Annotated in this window: 21 protein-coding genes; 13 read left to right on the top strand and 8 right to left on the bottom strand. The window is 39.2% G+C overall.

Annotated elements, in window-relative coordinates:
* The first annotated feature begins 39 nt into the window (after nucleotides 1–39).
* On the top strand, nucleotides 40–783 hold the full coding sequence (locus FRX97_RS07360; protein WP_147014555.1) for a lysophospholipid acyltransferase family protein: 744 nt from the start codon (nucleotides 40–42) through the stop codon (nucleotides 781–783).
* On the opposite strand, the gene FRX97_RS07355 is transcribed toward FRX97_RS07360, so the two are convergent.
* Nucleotides 773–1,366: a hypothetical protein gene (locus FRX97_RS07355; protein ID WP_147014554.1), complete on the bottom strand. Its 594-nt coding sequence runs from the start codon at nucleotides 1,364–1,366 to the stop codon at nucleotides 773–775. The genes FRX97_RS07360 and FRX97_RS07355 overlap by 11 nt on opposite strands.
* Before the next feature lie 20 nt (nucleotides 1,367–1,386).
* On the opposite strand from FRX97_RS07355, the gene FRX97_RS07350 reads away from it, so the two are divergent.
* From FRX97_RS07350 to FRX97_RS07340, 3 genes are read left to right on the top strand one after another with little or no spacing between them, the layout of a single operon-like run.
* Nucleotides 1,387–2,292 carry a Cbp1 family collagen-binding glycoprotein adhesin gene (locus tag FRX97_RS07350; protein WP_170227069.1) on the top strand — a complete coding sequence of 302 codons (906 nt, stop codon included), beginning with the start codon at nucleotides 1,387–1,389 and terminating at the stop codon, nucleotides 2,290–2,292.
* Nucleotides 2,293–2,331: 39 nt separating this feature from the next.
* Nucleotides 2,332–2,745, top strand: coding sequence for a hypothetical protein (locus FRX97_RS07345; protein WP_147014552.1), 414 nt, complete (start codon nucleotides 2,332–2,334; stop codon nucleotides 2,743–2,745).
* Nucleotides 2,746–3,636 carry an alpha/beta hydrolase gene (locus tag FRX97_RS07340; protein ID WP_147014551.1) on the top strand — a complete coding sequence of 297 codons (891 nt, stop codon included), beginning with the start codon at nucleotides 2,746–2,748 and terminating at the stop codon, nucleotides 3,634–3,636.
* Here the strand turns inward: FRX97_RS07340 and FRX97_RS07335 are convergent.
* Genes FRX97_RS07335 through FRX97_RS07325 form a run of 3 tightly spaced genes read right to left on the bottom strand, consistent with a single transcriptional unit; the run spans nucleotide 3,629 to nucleotide 5,594 of the window.
* Nucleotides 3,629–3,778: an Arc family DNA-binding protein gene (locus tag FRX97_RS07335; protein ID WP_147014550.1), complete on the bottom strand. Its 150-nt coding sequence runs from the start codon at nucleotides 3,776–3,778 to the stop codon at nucleotides 3,629–3,631. The two genes, FRX97_RS07340 and FRX97_RS07335, sit on opposite strands and share 8 nt — an antisense overlap.
* A 9-nt stretch (nucleotides 3,779–3,787) precedes the next feature.
* Nucleotides 3,788–4,654, bottom strand: coding sequence for an SPFH domain-containing protein (locus FRX97_RS07330; RefSeq protein WP_147014549.1), 867 nt, complete (start codon nucleotides 4,652–4,654; stop codon nucleotides 3,788–3,790).
* A 37-nt stretch (nucleotides 4,655–4,691) separates the two neighbouring features.
* Nucleotides 4,692–5,594, bottom strand: coding sequence for a hypothetical protein (locus FRX97_RS07325; protein ID WP_147014548.1), 903 nt, complete (start codon nucleotides 5,592–5,594; stop codon nucleotides 4,692–4,694).
* Between the two features lie 39 nt (nucleotides 5,595–5,633).
* Here FRX97_RS07325 and FRX97_RS07320 point away from each other — a divergent pair, with 39 nt between their 5' ends.
* The 6 genes from FRX97_RS07320 (at nucleotide 5,634) to FRX97_RS07295 (ending at nucleotide 11,564) form a co-directional block, all read left to right on the top strand.
* Nucleotides 5,634–6,896, top strand: coding sequence for a mechanosensitive ion channel family protein (locus tag FRX97_RS07320; protein ID WP_147014547.1), 1,263 nt, complete (start codon nucleotides 5,634–5,636; stop codon nucleotides 6,894–6,896).
* A gap of 1 nt (nucleotide 6,897) precedes the next feature.
* Nucleotides 6,898–7,209, top strand: coding sequence for a hypothetical protein (locus FRX97_RS07315; protein ID WP_147014546.1), 312 nt, complete (start codon nucleotides 6,898–6,900; stop codon nucleotides 7,207–7,209).
* Nucleotides 7,210–7,218: 9 nt separating this feature from the next.
* Nucleotides 7,219–8,019, top strand: coding sequence for a TIGR00266 family protein (locus tag FRX97_RS07310; protein WP_147014545.1), 801 nt, complete (start codon nucleotides 7,219–7,221; stop codon nucleotides 8,017–8,019).
* Between the two features lie 54 nt (nucleotides 8,020–8,073).
* Entirely contained in the window at nucleotides 8,074–9,423 is a 1,350-nt protein-coding gene (locus FRX97_RS07305) for a T9SS type A sorting domain-containing protein (protein WP_147014544.1), read from the top strand.
* A 102-nt stretch (nucleotides 9,424–9,525) separates the two neighbouring features.
* On the top strand, nucleotides 9,526–10,878 hold the full coding sequence (locus FRX97_RS07300; protein ID WP_147014543.1) for a T9SS type A sorting domain-containing protein: 1,353 nt from the start codon (nucleotides 9,526–9,528) through the stop codon (nucleotides 10,876–10,878).
* A 98-nt stretch (nucleotides 10,879–10,976) separates the two neighbouring features.
* Nucleotides 10,977–11,564: a 2OG-Fe(II) oxygenase gene (locus tag FRX97_RS07295; protein ID WP_223266583.1), complete on the top strand. Its 588-nt coding sequence runs from the start codon at nucleotides 10,977–10,979 to the stop codon at nucleotides 11,562–11,564.
* Nucleotide 11,565: 1 nt separating this feature from the next.
* Here the strand turns inward: FRX97_RS07295 and purT are convergent, their stop codons facing one another.
* Nucleotides 11,566–12,732, bottom strand: a complete 1,167-nt coding sequence (purT, locus tag FRX97_RS07290) for a formate-dependent phosphoribosylglycinamide formyltransferase (protein ID WP_147014542.1) — start codon at nucleotides 12,730–12,732, stop codon at nucleotides 11,566–11,568.
* A gap of 67 nt (nucleotides 12,733–12,799) precedes the next feature.
* Here purT and FRX97_RS07285 point away from each other — a divergent pair, with 67 nt between their 5' ends.
* Together FRX97_RS07285 and FRX97_RS07280 are read left to right on the top strand one after the other, a co-directional pair.
* Nucleotides 12,800–13,684, top strand: a complete 885-nt coding sequence (locus tag FRX97_RS07285) for an RluA family pseudouridine synthase (RefSeq protein ID WP_147014541.1) — start codon at nucleotides 12,800–12,802, stop codon at nucleotides 13,682–13,684.
* Complete coding sequence (locus FRX97_RS07280) at nucleotides 13,671–14,063, top strand: response regulator (RefSeq protein ID WP_147014540.1); 393 nt, start codon at nucleotides 13,671–13,673, stop codon at nucleotides 14,061–14,063. The genes FRX97_RS07285 and FRX97_RS07280 overlap by 14 nt, the downstream gene beginning before the upstream one ends.
* Here FRX97_RS07280 and FRX97_RS07275 read toward each other — a convergent pair.
* Genes FRX97_RS07275 through FRX97_RS07265 form a run of 3 tightly spaced genes read right to left on the bottom strand, consistent with a single transcriptional unit; the run spans nucleotide 14,060 to nucleotide 15,269 of the window.
* On the bottom strand, nucleotides 14,060–14,491 hold the full coding sequence (locus tag FRX97_RS07275; protein ID WP_147014539.1) for a hypothetical protein: 432 nt from the start codon (nucleotides 14,489–14,491) through the stop codon (nucleotides 14,060–14,062). The genes FRX97_RS07280 and FRX97_RS07275 overlap by 4 nt on opposite strands.
* Nucleotides 14,492–14,493: 2 nt before the next feature.
* Entirely contained in the window at nucleotides 14,494–14,784 is a 291-nt protein-coding gene (locus tag FRX97_RS07270; protein ID WP_147014538.1) for a hypothetical protein, read from the bottom strand.
* Nucleotides 14,785–14,825: 41 nt separating this feature from the next.
* Nucleotides 14,826–15,269, bottom strand: a complete 444-nt coding sequence (locus FRX97_RS07265) for an Hsp20/alpha crystallin family protein (protein ID WP_147014537.1) — start codon at nucleotides 15,267–15,269, stop codon at nucleotides 14,826–14,828.
* A 285-nt stretch (nucleotides 15,270–15,554) separates the two neighbouring features.
* On the opposite strand from FRX97_RS07265, the gene FRX97_RS07260 reads away from it, so the two are divergent.
* A complete protein-coding gene (locus FRX97_RS07260; RefSeq protein ID WP_147014536.1) occupies nucleotides 15,555–17,801 on the top strand; it encodes an NADP-dependent isocitrate dehydrogenase in 2,247 nt (748 codons plus the stop codon).
* The last annotated feature ends 322 nt before the right edge of the window (nucleotides 17,802–18,123 follow it).

The following is an 18,123-nucleotide window of genomic DNA, read 5'->3' as shown; positions in this document are numbered from 1 at the left end:
TATTGCATTTACCTTTTCTTCGCGGCACAATTGAGTTTTATGCTTAAAAAAGATCCTTTTGGATATTATTTCTTTTTAAAGAGGTTTTTGATTCTAACTCTTGGCACCCTTACTTGGTTTAGATACCGAGTGTACAATAAAGTAGATATTTCCGGAATGGAAGAGTTGGAAAAACTCTCAGAAAAAGGAGTTCTTTTTGTAGCCAATCACCAAACTTACTTTGCAGAGACCATCCTACTTTACCATGTGTTTTCGGCACATAAGAATGGAATCCGAAATAAACTACCTCTCCCATGGTACCTACTTAACCCCAAGGTGAGATTATATTTTGTTGCAGCGCTAGAAACCATGAAGGCAGGCTTTATTCCCAAGCTTTTTGCCTACGCCGGATCTATTTCAATTAAACGCACATGGAGAGAAGCTGGAAAAAACATTAACCGAAAGGTTGATCTTAAGGACATTTCAAATATTGGTACGGCCTTAGATTTTGGATGGGTAATTACCTTTCCTCAGGGGACTACTACCCCTTTTGTACCTGGGAGAAGAGGAACAGCACATATAATTAAAAAGTACAATCCTGTTGTTGTTCCGGTGGTGGTTGATGGATTTAGAAGGGCCTTTGACAAAAAAGGATTATTCCTTAAAAAGACCAATACCACTCTAAAAGTCACTTTCAAAGAGCCACTTCAGTTTTCTGAAAATGAAAATGCGGAGGAAATCATTGATAAAATAATGCAGGCCATAGAGCAACGCCCCATCCCTCCAGCTGTTGCTAATTTATAATCTGATATTTTAATCCGTACTCGTATTTGGTTTCTTGCTTTTTACCGAGTTTAACCCGTTTAAACCCAAATGCCTCTAGAATATCCAATAATGGAATTGGGCTTTTTTCCTTGACAAAAAAGTTAATGGAGCCATAGCCATTAATTGCTTTGCTATTAATCACTCGACGCAAAACCCAATGGATTTGCTTTAGGTCAAATCCCCCCTGCGAATGCACTTCTTTAATTACCAGTTTGGATTTTTTCTTTTGCATCACCACCGCAACCAAAAGATTTTCGCCTTTTTGAGATTGAGCTATAAGACAATCTTTTCCATCCCAATTTTTATTTAGTACCGATTTAACTTCTTGCTGGACGGAATCAAAATCCGCTATAGAAAAAACTACTGGAACCTTTATATCCTTCTTAGGCTTCATGCCCCGTTTTTCGAATTTGGCTTTTGCCTTTTTCTTCCTTTTAAACTGAACCCAAAGAAAAACACCAACAGAAATAAGGGCTAGGGCTATTCCCGCTATCCAGTACTTAGTTAATAGACGAGCTCTCTCCTCCCAACTTAAAACTTGTAAAATAATTCCTAGTAACACGAATAATGATAATTTTACGAGTGACTAAAGTAAGTAAACCCAATAGAAACCAAATAACTGCCATGCAAAAGACATTGCTTAAGCCACTAACTTTAATTTTAGTTGTATTAATCTCCTTTACCGCTTGTAACCAGGCTGAAGTTGCACGATTACAATCTGAGAATGCTGAACTTAAAGGCGAATTAGAAGAAATGGAATTCGTTTCCGCCCAAAAAGATTCAACCATTACCGATTTTTTCAAAGACTTAAATGAAATTGAAAGCAATTTGGTGGAGATTAAAAAGAAAGAGCAGGGACTGGTAAACAAAAAGTTTGATGGAGAAATTTCATCGGGGCAGAAGGATAAAATCATTTCCGACATTAAATCCATTAACGAATTGCTGTCTGAGAACAAACAAAAAATTAAAGGTTTAAGTGCAAAGCTTAAGAAGGCAAACATAAATATTGAGCAATTCGAACAAATGATTGCCTCAATGGAAGCTACAATAGATCAAAAATCTGTTGAAATTGATGAGCTCCGCACTCGCCTGGCTAATGCAAATGATGCCCTTGCAGCTTTAAACGATCTGTACATTGAGAGTGTAATGGAAGCCGAAGCAAAACAAGAGGAACTAAACAAAGCATATTATGCTTTTGGAACCTATAAAGAGCTTAGAGATAACGAAGTACTCACCAAGGAGGGCGGAGTTATAGGTTTAGGTTCAACTAAAACACTACGCGACGATTTTAACAGAGGATATTTTAAAGAAATAGATATTTCACAAACCAGCACGATAAAATTGTTTTCCGATAAGGCCAAAATTGTAACCAACCATCCAAGCAACAGCTACAGCTTGGAATTAAAAGACAATCAATACCTTCTTAAAATTAAGGAGCCAAAATTGTTTTGGTCATCGTCTAAATATCTCGTGGTTATAACTGGATAACCACAGAACCTCTAATAATAAGCATCCCAAGCCTTCATCATGGACAAATTCACCTATCCCCAAAAAGTATTACTAGCATGGGGTGAGGCCATTGTTGGCAACGAAAAAATTGCCAAGTGGCTTGTGGAAAATGGTTACCGCGAGTTGGTTATTTTTTCCATGGCACTAAAACATGATGAAAAAGCCAGAGAATGGCTCATGAAATCTGGATTCCAGCATTTAAGAGCCGTGGTAGATGGATCCGAGGGACAAAAAAGAGCTATAGACTGGCTGGTAAAAAACAATTTTGAGGCTCTAGCTAATGTTGCCCTGGCAGGGGATGGAAAGAAAGAGGGCTTTCTTTGGTTAAAAAAGAATAGGCAAGTTGAATTAATCCACGTAGCATTGAAAATCAAAGAAGTAAAAGATTTCATTGAAGACAGAAACACCGACCCACATAAATTTGGTTACTAAATGAATGCATCTTCCGCGCCATCCAAAGTTCCTTTTAAGTATAGGATGTTAAGAACATGCATGCCCATCCTAGAGAAATTTAGCCCCACCCTTATTGGTAAAATAGGTGCTAGAATGTTTTTAACTCCGCTAAGATTTCCCATACCTGAGAAAGAAGAACATCTGCGCTCATTGGCAGAGCAAAGCCATTTTAAAAGTGGGAATACAGATGTATACGGATATATATGGGGAAAGGAGAATAATGGCAAGAAAATACTCCTTATGCATGGATGGGCCTCGCGAGCAAGCCACTTTACCAGTTTAATTGAAACAGCAGTAGAAAATGGCGACACTGTATATGCTATAGACGCTCCAGGTCATGGTCAATCGCAGGGAAAACAATCAGATGTAATTCAATTTGCACAGGCTATATTAGATTGGGAACAACGGGTTGGAAAGTTTGATATTGGTATAGGGCATTCCATGGGAGGAACGGCGTTGTTGTATGCCATGACAAGAGGTTTAAGCCTCCAACACCTTTGTTTGTTGGCGGTACCTGCTGTTGAAAGTGAAATTATAAAGGTGTACTGCGACAAGCTTAACATTAGTGAAGCCGCTGGGCAACGTATCATAAACACCCTTGAAAAGAGGTTTCAAGCCCCTTTTAAAAAATATACTGCCAGTTACTTAGCAGAATCCATTTCTCCTCAGAGTGTGGCGCTATTTTTCGATAGGAATGACAAAGAAGTTTCGGAGAAAAATGCACAAGTATTGCACGATAAATTAACTCAATCGAAGCTCTTTTGGGTAGAAAGCTACGGGCACGCGAAAATGTTAGGCGATAACATATTGGCTAAACAAATACTCGATAATGCACGCGAGAGCGTAAAGGAAATGGAAGAACTCATTTAGTTCTTCCATGATCTTTTAGTGCTTTTGCAATAATCCACTCCATTTGCCCATTTACGCTGCGAAATTCATCTGCAGCCCATTTCTCTAGCTTGTCGTAGGTTTCTTGGTCTATACGTAGTACAAAGCTCTTTTTCTTAGGCATAGATGGATATTACTTATACAGGGTTCCTGTGTTTACTACAGGGGTTGCATCCTTGTCGCCGCAAAGAACAACCATTAGATTACTCACCATGGCAGCACGTTTTTCTTCATCAAGCTGTACCAATTCTTTTTTACTCAACTGGTCTAAGGCCATTTCAACCATTCCCACTGCACCTTCAACAATTTTCAATCGGGCTGCAACAATTGCAGTAGCTTGTTGCCTTTTAAGCATGCTTTGGGCTATTTCTTCGGCATAAGCTAGGTAACCAATTCTTGCTTCTAACACTTCTATCCCAGCGATTGCCAAACGCTCCGAAAGCTCCTCTTCCAAGGACTCGTTCACTTCATCCATCCCAGATCTCAGGGTAATTTCCTTTTCATCATCGTCGAAGTTATCATAGGCGTATTTACCAGCGAGTTTACGAACGGCGGCATCACTCTGCACCCGTACGAAATTCTCGTAGTTGTCCACCTCGAATGCAGCCTTAAAAGTTTCCCTTACCCTCCAAACTAAAATAACGCTGATGAGTATGGGGTTGCCCAGTAAGTCGTTAACCTTCACTCGCTCTGAGTCAAAATTCCTGGCTCGTAGAGATATCTTTTTACTCTTATACAATGGGTTGTAGAAAAAGAACCCGTTTTGTCGGATGGTTCCTACATACTTTCCAAAAAAGGTGAGCACCGCAGAACCGTTTGGATTGATGATGGCAAACCCATTGATGGAAATCAGGGCAAGAGGCAGACAGAGTAAGTACCATAAAAATGATTTCTCATTGCCTCCACTCGCTCCAAATACCAATACGGGAATTATTAATAAACATAGAATGACGGCAATTCCCAATAAACCGCTTTTCGGCTTTATCTCTTTTTCTAGCATTTTGATATTATTTTGATATCAATATGCAAAGAATTTTTCAATTTTCAAAAAATCGTAACCCCATTTGTATGCGCAGCTCCTCAAACTCAGGGCTATTTTTATTCCAGTATTCCAACCATTTAGCAGACTGTAACTCAAAGGCACTGCTTCTATTTTCAAGTACTTTTCCATCCTGTAAATAATCTATGCTCCACCCTAAAATTGGGTACGGTGCTTTATCCTCAATGCGCCAGGTAAAATGGAAATTTTCAGATTTCAAGGAATAGGTAGCTTCTTTATCCTTACGAATCCATTCAGCAAAAACCGTTTCCGTAAAAAATCCTCTATGTAAATAGCGATACTGATCTAACCCGAGAGCCAAAGTAACATCACCTGTTGGGAGTATATCGGGATTCATGCGCAGCAAGGCAAAAACCTCGTCCCAAAATAAATCTGCCTCTATAAAGAATCTTCCTTGTTGTTCTTTCTCAAAATAAGAGAACAGAGATAGGTCCATTTTACCCGATGATCTATTAGCCTGTGTAAAGGTTTGACCACACCAATCTTGAACCGAACTGGTAATTTTTGCCACCGGAAAACGCTGCTCGGTATTAATTGGGGTAAAGGAGGAAGTCATTACGCTATAATCATAAACCCCTGTATTAAACCGGTTTACCAGGTTACATTTAAGAACGGGATAGTCATTACCATCTTCAGCATCAGATTTCACCTGCACCCTACTATCAAAGGGCTCAGAAACGGTAATTAAAATTGCGCGGGCATCTCTTTGATAGCCGTAACGACTTTGCTTTCCCTCGTAATAAGCCAGCTCGGCCTTACCCTGATACCAAAATTTTGGAAAGCCAGGCGAAGCTTGGGTTTGAGGTTGATACACCCTTAGCGAATTCGAATTACAACCCACCAAAAACAAAAGGCTTAAAAAAATTACAAATGTTCTCATGATTTCACTTATTTCGTGTTGTCCATAAAAGGATATGCAATGAAAAAATACTTAGACCTAGCCGAGCATTGGCTTAACAATCACCTTGGGTTAACGGGAGACAACTTAATGTACACCCGATTAGGGATTTGGCTTTTAGTCGTAGGTATCGTTTGCCTTATCATTCAACAAGCTACCAAAAAAATCATCCAAAATGGGTTGGCAAAATTGGTTGCAAGAACCAGTACCAATTGGGATGACATTTTCTACAAACGAAAAACCTTTTCCTGGTTGTCTAACATAATTCCAGCTTTACTGTTTCAGGCATTAGTTGGATTTATTTTTAAGGACTTTCCCTCCTGGCATCATCATGTTTACGATATAACCTCTGCTTATATCATTTTTGTAGTGGTTGCTACCCTAAACTCGGTAATCTCCGCAATAAAGGAGATTATGGAAGATTCGGACAACTTTAAAGACAAACCCATAGACTCCTATATACAACTAGGAAGAATTATACTCTTTTTTATAGGCGGAATTCTAATTATCTCTACCCTTTTAGGGAAATCTCCATTTGTATTTCTAGGAGCAATGGGAGCATTATCTGCAGTGCTCCTTCTAATATTTAAGGATACCATTCTGGGCTTTGTTGCCTCCATACACATCTCTGTAAACGACATGGTACGGGTTGGAGATTGGGTAAGCATGGAAAAATACGGTGCAGATGGAGACGTCCTAGAAATTAATCTGGCGACGGTTAAGGTTAAAAACTGGGATTTAACCATAACCACCATACCAACCTACGCTTTTGTTTCAGACTCTTTTAAAAACTGGAGGGGAATGACTGAAGGAGGTGGAAGAAGAATCAAACGCTCCGTTTATATAGATAAAACCTCCATACATCACGTTTCCAATGAGCAAATAGAAAAATTTAAGGAGATTAAACTACTGAATGAATTCCTAGATAATAGACTTAAGGAAATAGAGGATTACAATAAAGAACGAGGGATAGATATATCCAATGGAGTAAACGGCAGAAGAATGACCAATATTGGAGTTTTTCGTTATTATGTGGAGTTTTATTTAAAACAACATCCTCAAATAAATACCGATATGACCTGTATGGTTAGACAACTACAGGCAACTCCAAATGGATTACCACTAGAAGTTTATGCGTTTTGCAAAGACAAGAGGTGGGTAGAGTTTGAAGCGATTTCGGCGGATATTTTTGATCATATATTCTCGGTGGCAAAACATTTTGAAATTCGCTTTTTCCAAAATCCTTCTGGAAATGATTTTAAAGCAATAATGAACAAGCAATAATATGGCCGATAGACTTTCAGCAGCACTTGCCTACCTTACAGTAATTGGTTGGGTAATAAGCTTACTAATTCACAAATCGAGACCTAAATACTTTATTAATTTCCATCTAAAAAACGCCCTGTTTTTACATGGTACAGCCTTTGCAATGAGCTTTTTAATGCGCTTTGCCAATAGCCTAGGCATATTGTTATCCTTAATTGGATTGGCTATGATGGTTTATTATGTTATTGGATTAATAAACGCCCTTATGGGATCTGAACAACCACTACCTTTTATAGGAAATTGGATTCAAGAGAAATTACCCAACTTTTAAAACAACTTTATGTATTTAAACGCACATGAAATAGACTTTGAAATTCTTGGAGAAGAACTTCAGTCGGTAGAAATAGAATTGGATCCACAGGAAACGGTAATTGCCGAGGCTGGAGCATTTATGTACATGGATAATGGCATTGCCATGAACACCCTATTTGGAGATGGATCTCGCCAAGATCAGGGCATTTTAAACAAGTTATTCTCTGCGGGAAAAAGAATCTTAACCGGGGAGAGTCTTTTTATGACTGCGTTTACCAATACAGACTACGGGAAAAGAAAAGTAGCCTTTGCGGCGCCCTACCCTGGGAAAATCATCCCCTTAGATCTTGCCCAATACAATCAGAAAATCATTTGCCAAAAAGATGCTTTTTTATGCGCAGCTAAAGGTGTTTCGGTTGGAATTGCTTTCCAAAAAAGATTGGGAGTTGGTCTTTTTGGTGGCGAAGGATTTATTATGCAAAAGCTCGAAGGCGACGGGATGACCTTTGTGCATGCTGGTGGTAATATTGTAAAGCGTGTATTAGGGCCAGGCGATACCCTAAAAGTAGATACAGGCTGCCTTGTTGCCTTTACTTCGGATGTTGACTACGACATCCAGTTTGTGGGTGGAATAAAAAACACATTGTTTGGTGGTGAAGGTGTATTCTTTGCTCAACTGAGAGGACCTGGCACAGTATGGATGCAATCGCTTCCCTTTAGCCGTTTGGCGGATAAGATAATTTCTAGTGCGCCCAAAATGGGAGGACGTAGAAAAGGAGAAGGCAGCATATTAGGCGGATTAGGAGACTGGTTAGACGGCGATAATTAATCGGTTAATAAACCTGAATAAAAAAAGCTCGTCATTAACATTTAACCCGCCAGAATGGTAAAATACACCCTCTCGTATTGCATTGTCTTTTTTGCTTTTGGATTTAGCAAATCGATTAATGCTCAGGAGTTATCTTCCAAAAGTCTAGAAGAAAATTTCAGAAAATTAAACCGCAAAAGCCTAGTTTATAAAAGCAGTAAAAGTCCAAGAAAATCCAATCGGCTTGCATTGGATAGCATGTGCATAAAAGAAGTAGAATCGGGCCAAGTGGTGTATACAGACATCTTTAAGTACGAATACGATTTAGTCTTAAAAACGCTTTTTAAAAAAAGCAGATACTACCAGGAGCCCGGAAATAGTGGCTACTATGGCTACTTTGAAAAAAGCTTCGATGAGAGCGGGAATTTAATTCGGCAGCAAGATTATGAAATGGAAGGTGGAAAATTGAAACTTAAACACCAAGACATCTTCCTCTACAAAAACAACAGATTACTCGAAACGTTGAATTATCAATATATCGGAGATGCAGATACCACCACCTTTCACACCTACCACTACTATATAAATGGTGTAAATAAAACGGACTCCGTATACTCGAGATATACAATTGCCGAAGGCGAATGGTATTTTGAGGGTGGCTGGTTGTACACACACACTCATTCTGGCCTATTGTCCACCAAGCGTTTCTTTCCTTCTTGGAACCCCGGCTTTGCAGACCATTATACAAGATTTACCTATGATAGCCTCGACAACCTGATTGAGGCAAAGCGAATAATCTGGGATGGCTCAAATTATATAGAGGAATGGAAAACAGAGTACACGCGAAACGAAAGGGGACACATTAAAACTGCAACCGATTATTCTGAGGGTATTAAGGAATCAATTTTTGAAACCAAGTACAATGTAAATGGCTTTTTGAGTGGCATTAACATTTATGAAATAGATGCTTCTGGAGATCCAAGAAAAACTTCTCGGTACGACCTTATTGACTCCGAGGAAATTGATTACGACCAATTACTGGTGGAAGAAGAAGAATACTTTCTAGCCGACTATAACCCTGGCAGAATTAATCGAGCTGATTACATGAGAATAGAAGAAACAGGCTTGTCCACAAAAGTTGGCGAATTAAATTTTTTCTGGAATGACAAAACTGTTGGTGTCAATGAGAAATCTACCCTCGATTTTACCATTTACCCCAACCCGAGTTCTGATTTCATAAGTATTAATATGGATAACAATTCGGTTGTAGAATACGCCATTACCGATGCCACAGGAAGAATGTATAAATCAGGTAGAATTCCAGTTGGACACAAAATTGACATCGGAGGTTTAGCCAAGGGGGTATATCAATTGCGAATTGACCAAGGCTATAAAAAAGGCTCCCTTTCGTTTTTGAAAAAATAAACAAAGAGACCATTCTCAGAATACTAAAAAGCTACTTTTAGCATAAACCAGAACAAACCAATAGAAACCTCGAACGTCTTCGAGGAACATAATCCCAACAAAATGAAAAACTTAACCCTATGGGCTAGCACTGCCCTTTTTGCTTTTGTAGCAAGCACATCTATTTCTGCACAGGAAATATCGGCGCAGAACCTTAAGGAAAACTTTAAAAAGTTAAACCGTAAAGGCCTAATAAAAAACGGTAACAAAAGCCCAAGAAAAGCTTCCCGACTTGCTTTAGACAGTATGTACTTCAACGAGGTGGAACTGGGACAAGTAACTTACTCGGATATCGTAACCTATGAATACGATTTAACCCACAAAGAAGTATCTAAATCCGCCGGATATTCCGAAGAATTAGGATCGAGAGAATACTACGGTTTTTACGAAAACACCTTCGATGTTAATGGCAATATTGTCCACTATAAAGATTTCGACTTTGATAACGGTGTTTTATCATTAGGGAATGAAGAAATCTACACCTTTGAGAATAATCTTCTAATAAAAACTGAATCCAATACCTATTGGGAAACCGACACCAATTCTAGCCGGACATTCCATTTTTATGTTGAAGGAAAGAATGCTTTAGACTCAGTTTTCACGTTATATGGAGATGGCAAATGGTATTTTACATCGAAATGGACCTATGAATACAGCCTCTCGGGGAAGATGACTAAGGCAAACTATTTTGATGATTCTAACAATGGTGCCAACCCTAACTATTACGATGGTTATATTTATGATGGCAACGACTGGTTAATTGAAGAAAACAACCATCATCACGATAACTCCAACCCGGGTAATTATACCGAAAATTGGAAAACAGTCTATACTCGGAATGTCAAGGGGAATATCCTAACCTCTAGTGATTATTACGAGGGCGCATTAGAATTTATTTTCGAAGCAGAGTATAGCAATAATGATTTTATTAATGGCATTAACTTGTACAATGTTGACTCAACGGGAAAAGCTACCAAATACGGCAGATACGACTTTATAGATGCAATGGAAATGCCTTACGAACAACTGCTGGTTGATGAATGGGACTATTTACCTATGGATTTTAACCCTGGCAGAATAAACCACATCGATTTCTTGATGATAGACTCACTGGGACTAGAAAACAAAGTGGGAGAATTAAGATTTTATTGGAGCAGTAAAACTGTAGGTATTAGCGAAATACCAACAATTGATTTTACCATTTCACCCAATCCGAGCTCCGATTTCATAAGTGTCAATTTAGAAAACAATTCCACCATGGATTACACCATTACAGATGTTGCTGGAAGAATTTTGAAATCGGGCAGAATTCCGGCGGGATATCAAATTGATATCCAGAGATTAAAAACTGGGACTTACCATTTAAATGTTGCAGTTAGCAACGGAAAAGGAAGTACCACTTTTATCAAACAATAATAAAACTCTCAACTTTTAATAAAGCTCCTTCGGGAGCTTTTTTTTATCCATGCAATTCAGTTTTGGAGTATTTTCGCGCGCGCCAAATTTCAAACTGATTGGAAAACCCTGTTTATGAAGACATTATCGACCAGCTTGCAGTGCAAGACTACGCGATAAGTCATACCCTTATGGACGAGAAACTACTTTCTCGTTTACGAAATCATCTCATCAGACTTAGAAATGCTGGAGAGTTAAGAGATGCAGGAATAGGTAATAAAACCAATTTCGAAGTAAACATGGAGATTAGGTCGGATCAGATAAAATGGATCAACCAGCTAGAATGCAACGCGCTTGAACAACAATTTTTCGACGCAGTACAAGACTTTAGCAACTACTTAAATCGGACCTGTTTCACAGGAATTAAGAATTGGGAGTTTCACTATGCCAACTACCGCAAGGGCAGCTTTTTCAAACGCCATTTCGATCGTTTTAAAAACGACAATGGTCGCAAATTTTCCATAGTGTGTTATCTCAATAAAAAATGGGTTCTTGGAAATGGAGGGGAACTAGTTTTGCACCTAGACAAAGAAGTAGTGGTAGAACCGAAGTTTGGAACTGTGGTGGTATTTAATTCGGCCCTTGTGGAACACGAAGTAAAAATCGCGCACAAGAACCGAATTTCTATTACGGGTTGGCTAAAGTAGCTTACTGAACTTTAACTTTTGATGCTGCTTTGGCACCTGTATCACGCAAGACTTTAACATCAGAATCAACGGGTCCATTAACCAATACGACACCCATTCTACGGTACGGACGGGTATTTGGCTTCCCAAATAATCGAATGTCCAGATTAGCTTGATCTAGCGCTTCGCTCACCCCTTTGAAGGTGGGTGTTTTAGTAGAAGTACCCATTGCCAGAATTACCGAAGAAACTCCAGCTTTTTCAAGCGTAACCTCGTGAATTGGCAGGCCTAAAATAGCTCGTGCATGCAATTCGAACTCACTAAGATTTTGCGTTCCAGCAAGGGTTACCATTCCGGTATCATGAGGTCTTGGTGATAATTCCGAAAAATAAACACCATCATTTGCGATAAAGAACTCTACCCCCCAAATACCTGCTCCTTCAAGAGCCTGAGTGATTTTATCTGCCATTTCGCAAGATGCTTTAAAGTCTTCATCTGAAATAGCGCAGGGCTGCCAACTTTCCTGGTAATCTCCTCTCTCCTGTCTGTGGCCAATGGGTGGACAAAACAAGGTCGCTCCATTTTTTTGAGTTACCGTGAGCAGTGTTATTTCAGTATGAAAATCAACAAAAGCCTCAATAATAACTTCCTTTACATCCCCCCTACTGCCTTCCATTGCGGCGTTCCAAGCATTTTCAATATCCACCTGCGACTTTAACACCGATTGCCCTTTTCCACTCGAAGACATTAATGGTTTTACCACACAGGGAAACCCTATTTCATTAACCGCATTTTTAAAGTCGGATAAATTATTAGCATACAAATACTTGGCTGTTCTTAATCCAAGCTCCTTGGCGGCTAGGTCTCGAATTAACTTTCTATTCATAGTAAAATTGGCTGCCTTGGCACTGGGAACAACCGTTATTCCTTCTTTTTCAAAATCATAAAACTTTTCGGTTCTAATGCTCTCCACTTCGGGAACCACCAATTTGGGCTGATGTTTGGCAACCACCCTAGCTAAAGCTTCTCCATCGAGCATATCAAACACTTCGTATTCATCTGCCACCTGCATAGCAGGTGCACCTTTGTACGAGTCGCATGCAACCACGTATTGCCCTAGTCTTTTTAAAGAGATGACCAATTCTTTTCCTAATTCACCAGATCCAAGAAGTAATATTTTATCCACCATTGTTATTGCTTTGTATTAGGACAAACCTAATTTTTTATCGTTTAAAAAAGGATATTGCGAGCCCAAAATGGATGTTAAAGAAGAACATATTGTACCTCAAATTCCTGCTCCTATTCGCTTAAGTGATTACGGTGGAGGGATTTTCGTCTCCATCCCCTCGCGCAAAGGCGTTAAAAAGGCCATAGAAAAAGGTTGGGTTCTAATAAATGGAGAGAATGCCAAAACAGGGGATTGGGTTAATGAAGGAGACCAAATTTGCTTGATAAGAACCGTTAAAAACAAACCGGATAATGTACGCCTTAAGTACCCTGTGGTGTTTGAAGATGAGTTTCTGGCCATTGTAAATAAACCTCCTGGAGTATTGGTAAGCGGCAATAGAAAATGGACCTTAGAAAACAGTTTTTCCAATACACTGCGAAAAAGTACGCAGTATGATGCGTTGGATTATCCAGAACCCATACACCGATTAGACTACCCTACCACCGGAGCCTTGTTGGTTGGGAAAACTGCCAGTGCGGTTATAGCGTTAAACCAACTTTTTGCTCAACGAAAAATCTACAAATCGTATTTAGCTGTTTGCATAGGCATACCTCCAAGTACATTTGAACTAAATTCAATCATAGAGGGCAAATCTAGTTTTGCAATGGGTGAAACCATTGCCTCGGTTCCATCACCAAGATTTGGAAATCTCAGTTTGTTACGATTGCACTTAGGAACTGGAAGAAGGCATCAGCTGAGAATACAATTAAATGAATTGGGTTTTCCCATTTTGGGGGATGATAAATATTTCAACGATAAGGACTTAATTTTAAGGGGTAAAGGACTTTACCTACATTCGTATAAGCTGCATTTTAATCATCCGATAAAAGGATTAGAATTAGCACTAACAGCAAAGGCTCCGAGAAAATTCTTTTCTATATTCGGAGCAGAATTTTACCATGGCAGAGTTTGAAAGTAGCGCTATATTGCTAATAGACGACGATGATACGTCGAACTTCTATAACAAGTTTATCCTGGAAGAAGCCCAAATCGTAGATAAAATTTATTCCACGGAGACCGCCGACGACGGTTTGGATTTGCTCAAAAAACTTGATTTCCCACCAAGGTTAATACTTATTGACCTTAATATGCCCTTTAAAGACGGCTGGGATTTTATGGAGGATTATTTAAAGCTTGGAATCGAAAAACAAAGTCCTAAATTGTTTTTCTTATCCAGCTCCATTTTACCAGCCGACAAAGAAAAGGCAAACGATCATCCTAGAGTGGATGGATTTATCTCCAAACCCCTGGATATAGACTTTATCAAACGCCAAATTTCTGCGGTGGTTTAAATCTGTTTGGTTTTATTTCTTTTTCCGGGTGGGATTTCATGGCGGCACATTTCATCCATCCACCTTCTATGAAGACTATCAGATCTTTGAATAAAGTCTTTCAAGAATTGATCTTGTCTATCGAAAAAGTCTTGAAATATATTTGGCATGTGAAATTCTGGTGATCCAAAAAAAAGTTGCGTATCCAAGCCCATTTTATTCCATCCAAATGACCGGAATAGGCTATCCACATTCTGAAAATCTCCCTCCCATTTTTGATGAGAACTAAAGAAATAGGTGGAGTCGTAGGAAATTAAATTTCCGTTTTCATCATACTTTTTATTTACAGACCAAGACCCCTTTGGATTTTCGGGATTAGTATTGGTTTGTTCTTGCCCCTTGCATGACCATACTATAAATGAGAGCAATAAAAAGACTAGATTTTTCATGGCTAACGAATTTTAATAGTTCGCTTTCTTCCACTTAATCTTTTCTTTAAATCTTTTACCCATTCCCCAAATGAACCTCCTCGCTTTATGCTAATTGATTTATTTGCTGGGACAAGTAAAACATGAGACTCGTAGGTAAAAAACCCCATATCAAAAGGATTAAATAGGTGTTTGTATGCCCTATGAGTTGAGTAAACTCTCCAACTGCGATAGGCATTCGAAGATGACCTAGATGAATTGCTTGGATTCATCCAATCTCTAAACCTTTGAACCAGTTTTTTCAACTTTTTCATAACTCAAAAATTTTATAAGTGCCCCCGAGGGGGCACTATAATTACTTGATAGCAATTTGACGCATTGGTTTAGTCAGCTCCGCTTTTTTGGGAAGACTTACCTTTAATAAACCATCTTGGTAACTTGCTTCAATATTGCTTTCATCGATGGTCTCGGGAAGAGTAAAGCTTCTTTTAAAGGAGCTGTAATTGAATTCACGTCTTGTGAACTTCTCAGGGTTCTCATTGCTGGAAGAGCTATTTCGCTCTTCTTTAATTTCGGCTGATAGGGTTAGAAGACGGTCGTCGAGATCTATTTTTAAGTCTTCTTTAGCGTATCCAGGTGCTGCCAATTCAAGCATAAACCCTTTTTCGTTCTCCCTAATGTTTACTGCCGGAACTGATAAAGCTCCATCAGACACTCCGTTAGTAATAGGCCAGTCTTCATTTAACAAGCTGCTAAAAAAATCTGGCAATAGTCCGTTGTTTCTTTTTACGATAGTCATAATTCTTGATTTTTAATTGGTTTTCAATTTCATTCAACCATTCCACAACAAGCTGTTTGCCAGATAGTTAGCCCAGACATTTTTTCATGCTCTATTTTTAAAATCTGTTAATCGAAATGTCATTTCATCCAAGTAAAATGCAATTTTGACAATCTGGATAACTGCCATAAGACAAAGATTCAGTCGATTCATCCACAATGTTTTTTGGGTAAAATGCTATGTCGAGGAAATCGCTAATTTTGCAAGCCAAATCGAACAGAAAATTTTAACTATAAAAACGCCATTATGAGTAATAGCAAGGGTAAAATTCACTACACCATCACCGATGAAGCTCCATTTTTAGCAACGCATTCTCTTCTTCCAATTATTGAAGCTTATGCGGCAACAGCTGGAGTTGAAGTAGAAACTAAAGACATTTCCCTTGCGGCTCGTATAATTTCTCAATTTCCAGAGTACTTAACCGAGGAGCAAAAAGTTCCGGATACCCTTGCCGAATTAGGGAAAATGGTAAAAACTCCAGAGGCGAACATTATTAAATTACCTAACATCAGTGCTTCCATTCCTCAGCTTACTAATGCAATTAAGGAATTGCAAAGCCAGGGGTATAAACTACCTGATTACCCATTTGAGCCAAAGGATGACAAAGAAAAAGACATTCAAGCTCGTTACGATAAGGTAAAAGGATCGGCTGTAAACCCTGTTCTAAGAGAAGGAAACTCTGATCGTCGTGCGCCAAGAGCGGTTAAGGAATATGCCAAAAAGAACCCACACAGAATGGGTGCTTGGAGTAAAGACTCCAAAACTTATGTTGCCAGCATGTCGGGTGGTGACTTTTATGGATCTGAGAAATCAACCACCATTAAAGAAGCAGGATCTGTTCGCATAGAGCTAAAAACCTTAGATGGAAAAACCGAGGTTCTAAAACCAGAAGTGAAGCTACAGGCAGGTGAAATTATCGATGCTGCGGTAATGAGTAAGGCAGCACTAAGAGCTTTTTTAAAGCAATGTAAGGAGGACGCAAAAGCAAAAGGTATACTATATTCTGTTCACCTTAAGGCGACCATGATGAAGGTGTCTGACCCCATTCTTTTTGGTAATGCCGTTAGCACCTATTTCGAGGATGTATTTGCTAAGCACAATAGCACCTTCGAAAGCTTAGGAGTAAACCCTAACAACGGTCTAGGAGATCTTTATGCAAAACTTGACGAGTTAGACGGAAATAAAAAAGAGGAAATTATTGCCGATATGGAAGCTGCTCTAGGGGCTGGTCCAGATATCGCTATGGTTAACTCTGATAAAGGAATTACCAACCTTCACGTTCCTTCAGATGTTATTATCGACGCATCGATGCCAGCAATGATTAGAACTTCTGGGCAGATGTGGAACAAAGAAGGGAAACAGCAAGACTGCGTTGCTATCATTCCAGACCGTAGTTATGCTGGTGTATATAGTGAAACCATTAATTTCTGTAAAGAACATGGAGCCTTTGATCCAACCACTATGGGATCTGTCTCTAACGTTGGTTTAATGGCTCAAAAGGCAGAGGAGTATGGGTCTCATGATAAAACTTTCCAAATCCCTTCTGCAGGTAAAGTTGCGGTAATTGACAATAATGGAAATACCCTACTAGAGCACGACGTAGAAGCTGGTGACATTTGGAGAATGTGCCAGGTAAAAGATGCTCCAGTTAAAGACTGGGTAAAGCTTGCAGTAAACAGAGCAAAAGCCACTGGAAACCCTGCGATTTTCTGGTTGGATAAAAACAGAGCTCACGATGCACAGCTTATTGAAAAAGTAAATACTTACCTAAAAGATTACGATACAACTGGATTAGAAATTCACATCCTTTCTCCTGTTGAAGCAACCCGTTTTTCATTAGAAAGAGTGAAGGTTGGAAAAGATACCATTTCGGTTACAGGAAACGTATTAAGAGATTATTTAACTGACCTATTCCCTATTTTAGAATTAGGAACCAGTGCTAAGATGTTATCTATCGTTCCATTGATGAATGGCGGTGGATTATTCGAAACTGGGGCTGGAGGATCTGCTCCTAAGCACGTTGAACAATTTGTTGAAGAAAATCACCTAAGATGGGATTCATTGGGTGAGTTTTTAGCCCTAGCTGTTTCACTTGAGCATCTTGCTGAGAATCACAACAACGAAAAGGCTAAAATTTTAGCAGACACCCTTGATACAGCAACTGGAAAACTTTTAGATAACGGAAAATCTCCATCAAGAAAAGTTAAGGAGTTGGATAATAGAGGAAGTCATTTCTACCTGGCAATGTACTGGGCAGAAGCATTGGCAACTCAAAATGCAGACAAACAGCTACAAGAAATCTTCACTCCGATTGCTGCGGCTATGGAAGCTAGCGAGGAAACAATAGTTAACGAACTTAACGAGGTACAAGGAGTTTCTGTGGAAATTAAGGGGTACTACCATCCAGATAGAAGCATAGTTTCTGAAAAAATGAGACCATCTAATACCCTAAACAGCATTCTTGCTGGAATTACGGCAGCAGTTAACTCTTAAAAAAGGGCACCAAGTATAAATTTTAAAGGCGATCTCGAGGGGTCGCCTTTTTTGCTTATTGGCGAATTGGCTAATTAGCACGCCCGATGCCTTGGTTTTTTCGTTGTTATCGAAGAGTGTGGTCACCGAGTGATCCCGCAGTGAGCGGGATCCCGTAAGCCATATTCGAATTCAGGAAAAACCCTTCATCAATTTATTGTCTTGTCCTGAAATAGGTTGACACAAAATCAACCAAAATGAGACAATTAACGCGTTACTCAGAAGCCTTCAAAAGGCAAGTCATCAAGGAGTACTTAACCACAGATCTTACTACGGAAGAAAT

Origin of the sequence: Luteibaculum oceani (assembly GCF_007995015.1) — a bacterium.
GTDB lineage: Bacteria > Bacteroidota > Bacteroidia > Flavobacteriales_D > Luteibaculaceae > Luteibaculum > Luteibaculum oceani.
Note: the sequence above shows the minus strand (reverse complement) of the source record. Positions and strands in the feature narration are given on the sequence as shown.

What these genes read in the sequence shown, in the direction of transcription:
- FRX97_RS07315 (WP_147014546.1), top strand. Translation starts at nt 6,898, where the DNA reads ATGGCCGATAGACTTTCAGCAGCACTTGCCTACCTTACAGTAATTGGT.
- FRX97_RS07305 (WP_147014544.1), top strand. Translation starts at nt 8,074, where the DNA reads ATGGTAAAATACACCCTCTCGTATTGCATTGTCTTTTTTGCTTTTGGA.
- FRX97_RS07325 (WP_147014548.1), bottom strand. Translation starts at nt 5,594, where the DNA reads ATGAGAACATTTGTAATTTTTTTAAGCCTTTTGTTTTTGGTGGGTTGT.
- FRX97_RS07335 (WP_147014550.1), bottom strand. Translation starts at nt 3,778, where the DNA reads ATGCCTAAGAAAAAGAGCTTTGTACTACGTATAGACCAAGAAACCTAC.
- FRX97_RS07280 (WP_147014540.1), top strand. Translation starts at nt 13,671, where the DNA reads ATGGCAGAGTTTGAAAGTAGCGCTATATTGCTAATAGACGACGATGAT.
- FRX97_RS07300 (WP_147014543.1), top strand. Translation starts at nt 9,526, where the DNA reads ATGAAAAACTTAACCCTATGGGCTAGCACTGCCCTTTTTGCTTTTGTA.
- purT (WP_147014542.1), bottom strand. Translation starts at nt 12,732, where the DNA reads ATGGTGGATAAAATATTACTTCTTGGATCTGGTGAATTAGGAAAAGAA.
- FRX97_RS07360 (WP_147014555.1), top strand. Translation starts at nt 40, where the DNA reads ATGCTTAAAAAAGATCCTTTTGGATATTATTTCTTTTTAAAGAGGTTT.
- FRX97_RS07330 (WP_147014549.1), bottom strand. Translation starts at nt 4,654, where the DNA reads ATGCTAGAAAAAGAGATAAAGCCGAAAAGCGGTTTATTGGGAATTGCC.
- FRX97_RS07285 (WP_147014541.1), top strand. Translation starts at nt 12,800, where the DNA reads ATGGATGTTAAAGAAGAACATATTGTACCTCAAATTCCTGCTCCTATT.
- FRX97_RS07275 (WP_147014539.1), bottom strand. Translation starts at nt 14,491, where the DNA reads ATGAAAAATCTAGTCTTTTTATTGCTCTCATTTATAGTATGGTCATGC.
- FRX97_RS07265 (WP_147014537.1), bottom strand. Translation starts at nt 15,269, where the DNA reads ATGACTATCGTAAAAAGAAACAACGGACTATTGCCAGATTTTTTTAGC.
- FRX97_RS07345 (WP_147014552.1), top strand. Translation starts at nt 2,332, where the DNA reads ATGGACAAATTCACCTATCCCCAAAAAGTATTACTAGCATGGGGTGAG.
- FRX97_RS07310 (WP_147014545.1), top strand. Translation starts at nt 7,219, where the DNA reads ATGTATTTAAACGCACATGAAATAGACTTTGAAATTCTTGGAGAAGAA.
- FRX97_RS07260 (WP_147014536.1), top strand. Translation starts at nt 15,555, where the DNA reads ATGAGTAATAGCAAGGGTAAAATTCACTACACCATCACCGATGAAGCT.
- FRX97_RS07340 (WP_147014551.1), top strand. Translation starts at nt 2,746, where the DNA reads ATGAATGCATCTTCCGCGCCATCCAAAGTTCCTTTTAAGTATAGGATG.
- FRX97_RS07320 (WP_147014547.1), top strand. Translation starts at nt 5,634, where the DNA reads ATGAAAAAATACTTAGACCTAGCCGAGCATTGGCTTAACAATCACCTT.
- FRX97_RS07270 (WP_147014538.1), bottom strand. Translation starts at nt 14,784, where the DNA reads ATGAAAAAGTTGAAAAAACTGGTTCAAAGGTTTAGAGATTGGATGAAT.